This is a genomic window from Rhizobacter sp. P3_B12 (genome assembly GCF_056402895.1).
The window spans coordinates 1-12,778 of the sequence record NZ_JBFUGN010000079.1 but is presented as its reverse complement, the minus strand read 5'-3'; the positions used below and the strand labels follow the sequence as shown (position 1 = coordinate 12,778).

At 66.8% G+C, this 12,778-nt stretch carries 15 protein-coding genes; 11 read left to right on the top strand and 4 right to left on the bottom strand.

The features are described 5' to 3' along the window. The 3 genes from AC1D01_RS07115 to AC1D01_RS07105 form a co-directional block, all read right to left on the bottom strand. Positions 1–514, bottom strand: a 514-nt coding sequence (locus tag AC1D01_RS07115) for an electron transport complex subunit RsxB (protein WP_477865359.1), incomplete at its 3' end; no start/stop codon positions are given. A 10-nt stretch (positions 515–524) separates the two neighbouring features. Beyond that, entirely contained in the window at positions 525–1,820 is a 1,296-nt protein-coding gene (locus tag AC1D01_RS07110; RefSeq protein WP_477865358.1) for a polyhydroxyalkanoate depolymerase, read from the bottom strand. Positions 1,821–2,021: 201 nt separating this feature from the next. Next, positions 2,022–3,221 (bottom strand): amino acid aminotransferase, encoded by a 1,200-nt coding sequence (locus AC1D01_RS07105; protein WP_477865357.1) that lies wholly within the window; start codon positions 3,219–3,221, stop codon positions 2,022–2,024. Between the two features lie 201 nt (positions 3,222–3,422). Here AC1D01_RS07105 and uvrB point away from each other — a divergent pair, with 201 nt between their 5' ends. The 11 genes from uvrB (at position 3,423) to AC1D01_RS07050 (ending at position 12,370) form a co-directional block, all read left to right on the top strand. Then, a complete protein-coding gene (gene uvrB, locus AC1D01_RS07100) occupies positions 3,423–5,531 on the top strand; it encodes an excinuclease ABC subunit UvrB (RefSeq protein WP_477865362.1) in 2,109 nt (702 codons plus the stop codon). Next, positions 5,528–6,040 (top strand): low molecular weight protein-tyrosine-phosphatase, encoded by a 513-nt coding sequence (locus AC1D01_RS07095; RefSeq protein WP_477865356.1) that lies wholly within the window; start codon positions 5,528–5,530, stop codon positions 6,038–6,040. Before uvrB ends, AC1D01_RS07095 begins: the two co-directional genes overlap by 4 nt. A 202-nt stretch (positions 6,041–6,242) precedes the next feature. Further along, entirely contained in the window at positions 6,243–6,779 is a 537-nt protein-coding gene (locus tag AC1D01_RS07090; RefSeq protein WP_047594513.1) for a Fe-S cluster assembly transcription factor, read from the top strand. Between the two features lie 52 nt (positions 6,780–6,831). After that, positions 6,832–8,046: an IscS subfamily cysteine desulfurase gene (locus AC1D01_RS07085; protein ID WP_477865361.1), complete on the top strand. Its 1,215-nt coding sequence runs from the start codon at positions 6,832–6,834 to the stop codon at positions 8,044–8,046. 26 nt (positions 8,047–8,072) lie between these two features. After that, on the top strand, positions 8,073–8,492 hold the full coding sequence (gene iscU, locus AC1D01_RS07080; RefSeq protein WP_477865360.1) for a Fe-S cluster assembly scaffold IscU: 420 nt from the start codon (positions 8,073–8,075) through the stop codon (positions 8,490–8,492). 4 nt (positions 8,493–8,496) lie between these two features. Then, entirely contained in the window at positions 8,497–8,820 is a 324-nt protein-coding gene (iscA, locus tag AC1D01_RS07075; RefSeq protein WP_073467653.1) for an iron-sulfur cluster assembly protein IscA, read from the top strand. Positions 8,821–8,885: 65 nt separating this feature from the next. Then, on the top strand, positions 8,886–9,404 hold the full coding sequence (hscB, locus tag AC1D01_RS07070) for a Fe-S protein assembly co-chaperone HscB (protein WP_477865355.1): 519 nt from the start codon (positions 8,886–8,888) through the stop codon (positions 9,402–9,404). 5 nt (positions 9,405–9,409) lie between these two features. Beyond that, positions 9,410–11,266: a Fe-S protein assembly chaperone HscA gene (gene hscA, locus AC1D01_RS07065; protein WP_477865354.1), complete on the top strand. Its 1,857-nt coding sequence runs from the start codon at positions 9,410–9,412 to the stop codon at positions 11,264–11,266. 4 nt (positions 11,267–11,270) lie between these two features. Next, positions 11,271–11,609, top strand: a complete 339-nt coding sequence (gene fdx / locus AC1D01_RS07060) for an ISC system 2Fe-2S type ferredoxin (protein ID WP_047502959.1) — start codon at positions 11,271–11,273, stop codon at positions 11,607–11,609. A 168-nt stretch (positions 11,610–11,777) separates the two neighbouring features. Beyond that, entirely contained in the window at positions 11,778–12,050 is a 273-nt protein-coding gene (locus tag AC1D01_RS07055) for a YlcI/YnfO family protein (RefSeq protein WP_477865353.1), read from the top strand. Then, positions 12,047–12,370, top strand: a complete 324-nt coding sequence (locus AC1D01_RS07050; RefSeq protein ID WP_477865352.1) for a type II toxin-antitoxin system RelE/ParE family toxin — start codon at positions 12,047–12,049, stop codon at positions 12,368–12,370. Before AC1D01_RS07055 ends, AC1D01_RS07050 begins: the two co-directional genes overlap by 4 nt. A 3-nt stretch (positions 12,371–12,373) precedes the next feature. Here the strand turns inward: AC1D01_RS07050 and AC1D01_RS07045 are convergent. Next, positions 12,374–12,778: ABC transporter ATP-binding protein (locus AC1D01_RS07045; protein WP_477865351.1), on the bottom strand; the 405-nt coding region annotated here is incomplete at its 5' end.

Genomic DNA, 12,778 nt, shown 5'->3' with positions numbered 1-12,778 from the left:
CGTCACGGGCCAGCCGCGCGCGGTGGAAATCGAAGCGCTCGCGCGCCTCGTCGGCCTGCGCCGGACTCCAGGCGTCCCAGCCGGTGCGGCCCGCGTCACCGGGGTTGGCATCGACCAGCGAGATGCAATCGACCGGGCAGGCCGGGATGCACAGCTCGCAGCCGGTGCACAGCGGCTCGATCACGGTGTGCATCGATTTCGGCCCGCCGACGATGCAATCGACCGGGCAGGCCTTCAGGCACAGCGTGCAGCCGATGCACCAGGCCTCGTCGATCACCGCGAGGCGGCGCGGCCCTTCGTGGCCGTTCAGCGGGTTCAGCGCCGGTGCCGGCCGGCCGGTCAGGCGTGCCAGCCGGGCGATGCCCTCGGCACCGCCCGGCGGGCACTGGTTGATCGGTGCGTCGCCGGCGGCGATGGCCTCGGCGTACGAGCGGCAGTCGGGGTAGCCGCAGCGCGTGCACTGCGTCTGCGGCAGGGCGGCGTCGATGAGGTCGGCGAGTGCGTCCCGGTCCACGACGCCGTCGTCAGGCTGCCTTGCGTGCGGCCGTCTTGCGGGCCGCCGGCCGGGCGACCTTCACCGCCTGCTGGTGTGATGCGATGAAGTTGCGCACTTCCGGGTAGACCTTCTCGCGCCAGCGGCGGCCCGAGAAGATGCCGTAGTGGCCGGCGCCTTCGACGTCGTAGTGGAACTGGCGCGCCTTCGGGATGCCGGTGCACAGCTCGTGCGCCGCCTTGGTCTGGCCGGCGCCGGAGATGTCGTCGAGCTCGCCCTCGATCGTCAGCAGCGCGCTGGTCGTGATGTCCTGCGGGCGCACCAGTTCGCCACGCACCTCCCAGGTGCCGTTGACCAGCGCGAAGTCCTGGAACACCGTCTTGATGGTGTCGAGGTAATACTCGGCCGGCATGTCGAGCACCGCGTTGTACTCGTCGTAGAAGGTGCGGTGGAAATCGGCGTTGTCGTCGTCGCCGCGCATCAGGTCCATGAAGTAGTCGTAGTGCGACTTCAGGTGGCGGTCCGGGTTCATCGCGATGAAGCCGCTGTGCTGCAGGAAGCCCGGGTACACGCGCCGGCCGGCGCCGGGGTAGTTGACCGGCACGCGGTAGATGACGTTGTTCTCGAACCAGTCGTAGCTCTTGTTCATCGCCAGGTTGTTGACGGCCGTCGGGCTCTTGCGGGCGTCGATCGGGCCGCCCATCATCGTCATCGTGCGCGGCGTGGGCTCGCCGCGGCTGGCCATCAGCGAGATCGCGGCCAGCACCGGCACCGTCGGCTGGCACACCGAGATCACGTTGCACTCGGGCCCGACGTGGCGGATGAACTCCTGCACGTATTCGACGTAGTCGTCGAGGTGGAACGGGCCGGCGGCCGGGTCGACCATGCGGGCATCGGTCCAGTCGGTGATGAAGACCTTGTGGTCCTGCAGCAGCGCCTTCACGGTGTCGCGCAGCAGCGTCGAGTGGTGGCCCGACAGCGGCGCCACGACCAGCACGGTGGGCTGGTCCTTCATCAGCGTGAGCGCCGGCGAATCGTCGGTGAAGCGCTTGAAGCGCAGCAGCCGGCAGAACGGCTTCTCGAGCGCCACCTGCTCCTGCACCGCGACATCCACCTCACCGACGCGCACCGACGTGATGTTGAACTGCGGCTTCTCGTATTCCTTCGACAACCGGTGCACCAGATCCAGCCCGGCCGACACGCGCTGCGCCATCGGCGTGTGCGCGAACGGCGACAGCGGGTGGCTGTACAGCTTGGAGGAGGCGCTGGCAAATTCGGAGAACGGGCTCAACAGCGCGCGCTGGGCTTCATACCACTGGTACAGCATTCTGGGTTCCTTTGCGACCGCTTCGCGGAATCGCTTTCACACAAGGCTTTCACACAAGTTGTGCGTTGCAGCATTCTAGGCAGGCGATGCACATCGTGCCCGTGGACTGCTTTGGTGCAAACCCGGAATAAAGGCAAAAAGGCCGCCCAGAATGGTGCGGCCTTCTCTCGAACTGTCACTTGTGTGACAGCAGATGTCGTTTCAGCTGACTTTGGCGATCGCGGCGACCACCGCGTCGATGTTCTTGCTGTTCAGCGCCGCGACGCAGATGCGGCCCGAATCGACCCCGTAGATGCCGAATTCGTTGCGCAGGCGCTCCATCTGGGCCTTGTTGAGGCCCGAATAGCTGAACATGCCCTTCTGCTGCGTGATGAAGCTCATGTCCTGCTGGATGCCCGCGGCCTGCAGCTTCTGCAGCAGCGCGGTGCGCATCTGCTTGATGCGCACGCGCATGCCGGCCAGTTCTTCCTCCCACATCGCGCGCAGCGCCGGCGTCGTCAGCACGGTGGCGACGACCTGGGCGCCGTGCGTCGGCGGGTTGGAGTAGTTGGTGCGGATCACGATCTTCAGCTGGCTCAGCACRCGGGTCGCGTCGTCCTGGGTGGCGCACAGCACGCTCAGCGCACCGACGCGCTCGCCGTACAGCGAGAAGCTCTTCGAGAACGAGGTCGCGACGAAGAAGTCGATGCCGGCGGCGACGAACTGCGCGATCACCGCGCCATCTTCGGCAATGCCTTCGCCGAAGCCCTGGTAGGCCATGTCGAGGAAGGCCACCAGGCCGCGCGCCTTGACGGCCTCGATCACCTTCGCCCAGTCGGCGGGGGTGATGTCGTAGCCGGTCGGGTTGTGGCAGCAGGCATGCAGCACGACCACCGTGCCGGCCGGCGCCGCGTTCAGCGCGGCCAGCATGCCGTCGACATTGACGCCGCGCTTTGCCGCGTCGTAGTACGGGTAGCTCTCGACCACGAAGCCGGCGTTGGTGAACAGCGCGCGGTGGTTTTCCCAGCTCGGGTCGCTGATCAGCACCTTGGCGCCGGGGTTCACCCGCTTCAGGAAATCGGCACCGATCTTCAGCCCGCCGGTGCCGCCCAGGCCCTGGACGGTGGCGACGCGGCCGGCGGCGACCTCAGCGCTGTCGGTGCCGAACACCAGGCCTTGCACGGCCTTGTCGTAGGCGGCGATGCCGTCGATCGGCAGGTAGCCGCGCGGCTTCGGCGACTCCTGCATCTGGCGCTCGGCCTCGGCCACGCACTTGAGCAGCGGGAGTTTGCCGTTGTCGTCGTAGTAGACCCCGACGCCCAGGTTCACCTTGGCGGGGTTCGGGTCGGCGTTGAACTGCTCGTTCAGGCCGAGGATGGGGTCGCGGGGTGCCATTTCGACAGCGGCGAACAGCGAGGTCATGGACAGTCYTTGTCAGTAGAGCGGATGCGTGATTTGGGCTAGGCTTGCCGATTTCCCTGTGCACTTCCGGTACAGGAAAACCCGAGGATTTTAATCGCCATGGCCGACCTGCCCCGAAATTCGGCACCCAAACAGGCAGCACGAACCGCACCGAAGCTGGCACCGAAGTTGGCACCGAAGGCGCCGCAGGGCGGCCCCGACATCCTGCTCGCCGACACGCCGGTGGTGGAGCCCGTCGAAGGCGAGTTCGTCGCCTTCCCCGACTCGCCGTTCCAGCTGTTCCAGCCGTATCCGCCGGCCGGCGACCAGCCGACCGCCATCGCCGCGCTGGCCGAAGGCATCGAGGACGGCCTGAGCTACCAGACGCTGCTGGGCRTCACCGGCTCCGGCAAGACCTTCACGATGGCCAACGTGATCGCCCGCATGGGCCGCCCGGCCATCGTGTTCGCGCCCAACAAGACGCTCGCGGCGCAGCTGTACAGCGAGTTCCGCGAGTTCTTCCCGAAGAACGCGGTCGAGTACTTCGTCAGCTACTACGACTACTACCAGCCCGAGGCCTACGTGCCGCAGCGCGACCTGTTCATCGAGAAGGACAGCTCGATCAACGAGCACATCGAGCAGATGCGGCTGTCGGCCACCAAGAGCCTGCTGGAGCGGCGCGACGTGGTGATCGTCGCCACCGTCAGCGCGATCTACGGCATCGGCAACCCGAGCGACTACCACCGCATGGTGATGACGCTGCGCGCCGGCGACAAGATGGGCCAGCGCGACGTGATCGCGCAGCTGATCCGCATGCAGTACCAGCGCAACGAGATGGACTTCAGCCGCGGCACCTTCCGCGTGCGCGGCGACACCATCGACGTGTTCCCGGCCGAGCACTCCGAGCTCGCGATCCGCATCGAGCTGTTCGACGACGAGGTCGAGACGCTGCAGCTGTTCGACCCGCTGACTGGGCGCATCCGCCAGAAGATCCCGCGCTTCACCGTCTACCCGTCCAGCCACTACGTGACGCCGCGCGACCGCGTGGTCGCCGCCATCGACACCATCAAGGCCGAGCTGCGCACGCGGCTCGACGAGCTGGTGAAGGACGGCAAGCTGGTCGAGGCGCAGCGCCTGGAGCAGCGCACCCGCTTCGACCTGGAGATGCTGCAGGAGATCGGCCACTGCAAGGGCATCGAGAACTACACGCGCCACCTGTCGGGCTCGGCGCCGGGCGAGCCGCCGTCGACGCTGGTCGACTACCTGCCGGGCGATGCGCTGATGTTCCTCGACGAATCGCACGTGCTGATCGGCCAGCTGGGCGGCATGTACAACGGCGACCGTGCGCGCAAGACCACGCTGGTCGAGTACGGCTTCCGGCTGCCGTCGGCGCTCGACAACCGGCCGCTGAAGTTCGAGGAGTTCGAGAAGAAGATGCGCCAGGTGGTGTTCGTCTCGGCGACGCCGGCCGACTTCGAGAAGCGCAACGCCGGCCAGGTGGTCGAGCAGGTGGTGCGGCCGACCGGGCTGGTCGACCCGCTCGTCGAGGTGCGGCCGGCCACGCACCAGGTCGACGACGTGCTGCAGGAGATCCGCGAGCGCGTCGAGATCCACGAGCGCGTGCTGATCACCACGCTGACCAAGCGCATGGCCGAGCAGCTCACCGACTACCTGAGCGACAACGGCGTCAAGGTGCGCTACCTGCACAGCGACATCGACACGGTGGAGCGGGTCGAGATCCTGCGCGACCTGCGGCTCGGCACCTTCGACGTGCTGGTGGGCATCAACCTGCTGCGCGAGGGGCTGGACATTCCCGAGGTGTCGCTGGTGGCGATCCTCGATGCCRACAAGGAAGGCTTCCTGCGCGCCGAGCGCTCGCTGATCCAGACCATCGGCCGCGCGGCGCGCAACATCAACGGCAAGGCGATCCTGTATGCCGACAAGATGACCGATTCGATGCGCCGCGCGATCGACGAGACCGAGCGGCGCCGCGCGAAGCAGATCCAGCACAACCTGGAGCAGGGCATCACGCCGCGCAGCGTGAAGAAGCAGATCCGCGAACTGATCGACGGCGTCTACAGCGAGAAGAGCGCGAAGGACGACCTGAAGAAGGCGGCCGAGACCGCCGAGGTCGAGGCGATGAGCGAGAAGGACCTCGGCAAGCGCATCAAGCAGCTCGAGAAGCAGATGCTCGAGCATGCCCGCAACCTGGAGTTCGAGAAGGCCGCCCGCGTGCGCGACCAGCTGGCCCACCTGCGCGAACAGGCGTTCGGCGCGCCCGGCACCGACAACGTGGTGGTGCTGCCGGCGGCGGGCGCTCGCAAGGCATGACGCAGCCACCGGTGCGGGCGCAGGTGCGCGTGCTGATGGTCTGCCTCGGCAACATCTGCCGCTCGCCGACCGCCGAAGCGGTGCTGCGCCACAAGCTGCGCGCGGCCGGGCTGGGCGATGCGGTCGCGGTCGATTCGGCCGGCACGCACTCGTGGCACGGTGGCGAGCCGCCCGATCCGCGCTCCGTCAGGCATGCGGCGCGCCGCGGCTACGACCTCGCCCATCTGCGGGCGCGGGTCGTGACGGGGGCTGATTTCGAGCGTTTCGACCTCATCCTGGCGATGGACTGGGACAACCTCGCCGAACTGGAAGGGCGTTGCCCGCCACAGCATCGCCCCAAGTTGGGGCGTCTGACACAGCACGGTGTGCGCTTCTCGAGTCCGGTCGTGCCCGACCCTTACCAAGGCGGGCCGGACGGGTTCGACCACGTGCTCGACCTGGTCGAGGATGCCTGCGACGGACTGGTCCGGCACCTGGCGTCGCTGCAGCCGGAACAGCCGTCGGAATAGCCATCGAAATAGCCCCACGCGCGCTACGGAACTTTCAGGTCCATTGCCGACCAAAAAACTAGGTTTCATCTATACTTGAGTAATCCTCTCGGGATCAACCGAGGGTTACCCCGGGGAAGGCAAGCGGGGACTCGACAAGCGTGAAATCGCCCTCATCTGCTTCGTTGACATTGTTGGCCGCCCATCGGCTTAGGAGAATTTCATGCGTCTGACCACCAAAGGCCGTTTTGCAGTGACCGCGATGATCGACCTGGCTCTGCGTGAGCATTCGGGCCCCGTCGCGCTGGCCGCGATCAGCGCCCGCCAGCAGATCTCGCTGTCCTACCTCGAGCAGCTGTTCGGCAAGCTGCGCCGCCATGGGCTCGTCGAGAGCACCCGCGGCCCCGGCGGTGGTTATTCGCTGGGTCGCAAGTCCGAGGAAGTCACCGTCGCCGACATCATCGTCGCGGTCGACGAACCGATCGATGCCACCGGCTGCGCCGGCAAGGAAAACTGCATGGGCGAGGACTCAGGCCGTTGCATGACGCACGACCTGTGGGCCAGCCTGAACTCCAAGATGATCGAGTACCTCGATTCGATCTCGCTGCGCAAGCTGGTCGACGAGCAACTGGCCAAGGGCATCTCGATCGAGGAGCAACCGGTCAAGCGCGCGATCTCGACGCAGCCGGTCGTCAAGCCGATCAAGATCACCGCCCCGAATTCGGTCTTCGCCCTCGGCGGCGCCGCATTCTCGAAGTAGGCCTCCCCAACCAACCTTCGCTGCCTTACTGCCGTAGCTGATTCCCATGGACATGACCCCCCACTTCCCGATCTACATGGACTACGGCGCGACGACGCCGGTGGACCAGCGCGTGGTCGACGCGATGATCCCGTGGTTGCGCGAGCATTTCGGCAACCCGGCGTCGCGCAGCCACGCGTGGGGGTGGGAGGCGGAAGCGGCGGTCGAGAAGGCGCGCGAGCAGGTCGCGGCGCTGGTGGGTGCCGATCCGCGCGAGATCGTCTGGACCTCGGGCGCGACCGAATCCATCAACCTGGCGCTGAAGGGTGCCGCGCAGTTCTACAAGACGCGCGGCAAGCACCTGATCACGCTGAAGACCGAGCACAAGGCCGTGCTCGACACGATGCGCGAGCTGGAGCGCCAGGGCTTCGAGGTGACCTACCTCGACGTGCAGGAAGACGGCCTGCTCGATCTCGACAAGCTGAAGGCGGCGATGCGCCCCGACACCATCCTGGTCTCGGTGCTGTTCGTCAACAACGAGATCGGCGTGATCCAGGACATCCCGGCGATCGGCGCGATGTGCCGCGAGCGCGGCATCATCTTCCACGTCGATGCGGCGCAGGCCACCGGCAAGGTGGAGATCGACCTGGCCGCGCTGCCGGTCGACCTGATGAGCCTGGCCTCGCACAAGACCTATGGCCCGAAGGGCATCGGCGCGCTGTACGTGCGCCGCAAGCCGCGCGTGCGCATCGAGGCGCAGATGCACGGTGGCGGCCATGAGCGCGGCATGCGCTCGGGCACGCTGGCGACGCACCAGATCGTCGGCATGGGCGAGGCCTACCGCATCGCGCGCGCCGAGATGGGGGCCGACAACGAGCGCATCCGCATGCTGCAGCAGCGGCTGATCAACGGCCTCAAGGACATCGATCAGACCTTCCTGAACGGCCACGCCGAGCGGCGCGTGCCGCACAACGTGAACATGTCGTTCAACTTCGTCGAAGGCGAATCGTTGATCATGGGCATCAAGGGCATCGCGGTGTCGTCGGGCTCGGCCTGCACCTCCGCGAGCCTGGAGCCGAGCTACGTGCTGCGCGCGCTCGGCCGCAGCGACGAACTCGCGCACTCCAGCCTGCGCATGACGATCGGCCGCTTCACGACCACCGAGGAAATCGACTACGTGGTCACGACGCTGAAGGACCGCGTCGCGAAGCTGCGCGAACTCTCGCCGTTGTGGGAGATGTTCAAGGACGGCATCGACATCAGCACGATTCAGTGGGCTGCCCACTGAAGTTGAAGAAGTACGGAGAATCTGAAATGGCTTACAGCGAAAAAGTGGTTGAGCATTACGAGAACCCGCGCAATGTCGGCTCGTTCGAAAAGGGCGACGACACCGTGGGCACCGGCATGGTCGGCGCGCCCGCCTGCGGCGATGTGATGAAGCTGCAGATCAAGGTGAACCCGGTGACGGGCCTGATCGAGGACGCGAAGTTCAAGACCTACGGCTGCGGCTCGGCGATCGCGTCGAGTTCGCTGGTGACTGAGTGGGTCAAGGGCAAGTCGCTCGACGAGGCGCTGTCGATCAAGAACACGCACATCGCCGAAGAGCTGGCGCTGCCGCCGGTCAAGATCCACTGCTCGATCCTGGCCGAGGATGCGATCAAGGCGGCGGTGAACGACTACAAGGCCAAGACCGGCGCAGCGGCGTCTGCCACTGCGGCTGTCGCCACGCATTGAGACCATGGCCGTCACGCTGACCGAAGCCGCGGCACGCCACGTGTCGCGCTACATCACCAAGCGCGGCAAGGGCGTCGGCGTCCGGCTGGGCGTCAAGACGACCGGCTGCTCGGGCCTGGCCTACAAGCTGGAATACGCCGATGACGTGGCGCCTGAAGACGCGGTGTTCGAAGACCGCGGCGTGAAGGTGCTGGTCGACCCGAAAAGCCTGCCGTACATCGACGGCACGCAACTCGACTTCGTGCGCGAAGGCTTGAACGAGGGTTTCAAGTTCCAGAACCCGCGCGAGAAAGACCGCTGCGGTTGCGGTGAGTCGTTCCGCGTCTAGCGCACCAGCGCTTGCCAACCAGGCGCGGCCGCAAGCCGCGCCTTTTTGTTGCCTGAAATCCAGCCATGAAGCTCGATAGCGACGATTTCGAACTGTTCGGCCTGCCGCGCCGCTACGCGCTCGATCGCGACGAGCTCGATGCGCGCTGGCGCGCACTGCAGGCCGAGGTGCACCCCGACCGCTTCGCCAGCGAGGGCGGTGCGGCCCAGCGCGTCGCGATGCAATGGGCGGTGCGGGTGAACGAGGCCTACCAGCGCCTGAAGAACCCGCTGAAGCGCGCCGCCTACCTGTGCGAACTGCACGGCGCGGCGATCGATGCCGAGAACAACACCGCGATGCCCGGCAGCTTCCTGATGCAACAGATGGAGTGGCGCGAGGCACTCGATGATGCCGGCGACCTGCCCGCCGTCGAGGCCCTCGCCGACGAAGTGGCATCGCATCGCAAACAGGCCCTTGCCGGCTTGCAGGCCACGCTGGACGAGCGCCACGAGTGGGCTGCCGCGGCGCAACAGGTCAGAGCCCTCATGTTCGTAGAGCGCTTTGCCGGCGATGTCGATCAACGCCTCGAAGCGCTGGGACAATAGACGCCATGGCCTTGCTGCAAATTTCAGAACCGGGGGGCGCCCCCGATCCCCACCAGCGCCGCATCGCGGTCGGCATCGACCTCGGCACCACGCACTCGCTGGTCGCGGCGGTGCGCAACGGCGTGTCCGAATGCCTGCCGGACGAAGCCGGCCATGTGATCCTGCCGTCGGCCGTGCGCTACCTGCCCGAAGGGCGGCGCGAGATCGGCCATGGCGCACTCGCGCAGGCCGCGCTCGACCCGGCCAACACCATCGTCTCGGTCAAGCGCTTCATGGGGCGCGGGCTGCGCGACATCGCGCACGTCGAGAAGCTCCCGTACGACTTCGTCGATGCACCGGGCATGGTGCAGCTGCGCACGATCGACGGCGTGAAGTCACCGGTCGAGGTGTCGGCCGAGATCCTCGCGACGCTGCGCTACCGCGCCGAGGACACCTTCGCCGACGACCTGTTCGGCGCGGTGATCACGGTGCCGGCCTACTTCGACGATGCGCAGCGCCAGGCCACGAAGGATGCCGCGCAGCTCGCCGGCCTGAACGTGCTGCGCCTGATCAACGAGCCGACCGCCGCGGCGATCGCCTACGGGCTGGAGAACGGCTCCGAGGGGCTGTACGCGGTCTACGACCTGGGCGGCGGCACCTTCGACATCTCGCTGCTGAAGTTGACCAAGGGCGTGTTCGAGGTGGTCGCGACCGGCGGCGATTCGGCCCTCGGTGGCGACGATTTCGATCGCGCGCTGGCTGACTGGGCGCTGGCCGAGGCGGGCCTGCAGGCCGACACGCCKCAGGACAAGCGCGCGGTGCTGGTGGCCGCGCGCGCCGCGAAGGAGAAGCTCTCRTCCTCCGACCACGCCACGCTGGCCAGTCCGCTGTCGTCCGGCGAGCTGTCGGTGCGCGTGACGCGTGCGCAGTTCGAGACGCTCGGTGCCGCCCTGCTGGCGCGCACGCTGGCGGCCGTTCGCAAGGTGCTGCGCGATGCGCAGGCCGCGAAGGACGAAGTGCAGGGCGTCGTGATGGTGGGCGGTTCCACCCGCATGCCGATGGTGCAGGCGGCAGTCGCCGGCTTCTTCGGCAAGGCGCCGCTGACCAACCTGAACCCGGACGAGGTGGTCGCACTCGGCGCGGCGATCCAGGCCAACGCGCTGGCGGGCAATGCCGGCGCCGACGAACTGCTGCTGCTCGACGTGATCCCGCTGTCGCTGGGTCTCGAGACGATGGGCGGGCTGGTCGAGCGCATCATCCCGCGCAACAGCACGATCCCGACCGCGCGTGCGCAGGAGTTCACGACCTTCAAGGATGGGCAGACCGCGATGGCGCTGCACGTGGTGCAGGGCGAGCGCGAACTCGTCAGCGATTGCCGCTCGCTCGCGCGCTTCGAGCTGCGCGGCATGCCGCCGATGGTGGCGGGGGCGGCGCGCATCCGCGTCAGCTTCCAGGTCGATGCCGACGGGCTGCTGAGCGTCAGTGCGCGCGAGGAGGTGTCGGGCGTCGAGGCCGCGATCACCGTGAAGCCGAGCTACGGCTTGTCCGACGACGAGGTCGCGCGCATGCTGACCGAGAGCTTCAGCACCGCCGAGGCCGACATGCGCGCGCGCAGCCTGCGCGAATCGCGTGTCGAGGCCGAGCGCATGCTGCTCGCGACGCGTTCCGCGCTCGAGGCCGACGGTGACCTGCTGGGTGCCGACGAGCAGGCCGCGATCGCTCAATTGCTCGCGGCGCTCGAAGCCAGCCGCGATTCCGAAGATCACCACCAGATCGACGCCGCCGTCGAAGCGCTGGCCAAGGGCACCGAAGCCTTCGCGGCCGAGCGCATGAACCGCGGCATCCGGCAGGCGCTGGCCGGCCGGCGCGTCGAGGAAGTCTGAGCCCATGCCTGTCATCAAGATCCTGCCCCATCCCGAGTACTGCCCCACCGGCACGCAGATCACCGCCACGCCGGGCACCTCGGTCTGCGAGGCCTTGCTGGAGAACGGCATCGAGATCGAGCACGCCTGCGAGCTGAGCTGCGCGTGCACGACCTGCCACGTCGTGGTGCGGGAGGGCTTTTCGTCGCTCGGCGAGATGGATGAATCCGAGGAAGACCTGCTGGACCGGGCCTGGGGGCTGGAGCCGCAATCGCGGCTGTCGTGCCAGGCGATCCTGTCGCAGACCGACGTGACGATCGAGATCCCGAAGTACACGATCAACCACGCCAAGGAAAACCACTGATAAAAAAACCGCCTGATCCATGCGAATCAGGCGGTCCGGAAAGGGCTGGGCCCTACTGAGGAGATAGACGACAAGCGCATCGCTCTTGCCGCATTTCTTTATGCAAGGGATGTGCCACATGGGCTCCGGTCGAACTACACTCGATGCGTCGCAATTGCAACGCAATCCATGAAGCCGTCAACATTCCCTTCGCTGCGCGTCGATGCCGAACTGCGAGAGGCTGCCGAAAGCGTCCTTCGAGAGGGCGAAACACTGAGCAGCCTGATCGAGACGGCCGTGCGGGACACCATCCAGCGCCGACGCGTGCAGGACGAGTTCATCTCCCGCGGGTTGCGTTCCGCGGAAGAGGCGCGGYGAACCGGCGTCTACCATGCAGCGGCTGACGTGCACGATGAACTCCAGCGCAGGCTGGACGATCGGCGCAAACGCGTGCTGGGATGAGCGGGAACTTCAAGGTCCGCTACACCGACGCCGCCCGCAACGATCTCATCGAACTCTTCGACTTCCTGTTGCAGGAGGCTGAAACGATCGAAGACTTCGATCACGCACAGCTCGCCATCGACACCATTCGCGACGAGGTCGAGCACCGCCTCGGTCACGCGCCGTTCCTGTACCGGAAATCGTCAGCCGGCAGCCCGTTCCAGCGAGAGCTGATCATTCCACTTCGAGGCAGGGGCTACGTCGCGCTGTACGAGATCGAGAACGCCGGGACGGTGACCGTCCTCGCGGTCAGGCATCAGCGCGAAGACGACTACCACTGACGCTCAGGCGGCCTGCTCGACGTGGCCATGCCGCGTGTAGAGGAAATCCAGCACTTCCTTGCGGTAGTGCACGTACTTGGCATCCTCCGCCAGCTCGACACGGTTGCGCGGCCGCGGCAGTTCGATCGCCAGGATCTCGCCGATCGTCGCCGCCGGTCCGTTGGTCATCATCACGATCCGGTCCGACAGCAGCACCGCCTCGTCGACATCGTGCGTCACCATCACCACCGTGCTGTGCGTGCGAGCGACGATCTTCAGCAGTTCGTCCTGAAGATGGGCACGGGTCAGCGCGTCGAGCGCACCAAAGGGTTCGTCCATCAGCAGCACCTTCGGCTCCATCGCCAGCGCCCGCGCGATGCCCACGCGCTGCTTCATGCCGCCCGAGATCTCGTGCGGCCGTTTCGCTGC

What these genes read in the sequence shown, in the direction of transcription:
- AC1D01_RS07110 (WP_477865358.1), bottom strand. Translation starts at nt 1,820, where the DNA reads ATGCTGTACCAGTGGTATGAAGCCCAGCGCGCGCTGTTGAGCCCGTTC.
- AC1D01_RS07095 (WP_477865356.1), top strand. Translation starts at nt 5,528, where the DNA reads ATGACGCAGCCACCGGTGCGGGCGCAGGTGCGCGTGCTGATGGTCTGC.
- AC1D01_RS07090 (WP_047594513.1), top strand. Translation starts at nt 6,243, where the DNA reads ATGCGTCTGACCACCAAAGGCCGTTTTGCAGTGACCGCGATGATCGAC.
- AC1D01_RS07085 (WP_477865361.1), top strand. Translation starts at nt 6,832, where the DNA reads ATGACCCCCCACTTCCCGATCTACATGGACTACGGCGCGACGACGCCG.
- iscU (WP_477865360.1), top strand. Translation starts at nt 8,073, where the DNA reads ATGGCTTACAGCGAAAAAGTGGTTGAGCATTACGAGAACCCGCGCAAT.
- iscA (WP_073467653.1), top strand. Translation starts at nt 8,497, where the DNA reads ATGGCCGTCACGCTGACCGAAGCCGCGGCACGCCACGTGTCGCGCTAC.
- hscB (WP_477865355.1), top strand. Translation starts at nt 8,886, where the DNA reads ATGAAGCTCGATAGCGACGATTTCGAACTGTTCGGCCTGCCGCGCCGC.
- fdx (WP_047502959.1), top strand. Translation starts at nt 11,271, where the DNA reads ATGCCTGTCATCAAGATCCTGCCCCATCCCGAGTACTGCCCCACCGGC.
- AC1D01_RS07050 (WP_477865352.1), top strand. Translation starts at nt 12,047, where the DNA reads ATGAGCGGGAACTTCAAGGTCCGCTACACCGACGCCGCCCGCAACGAT.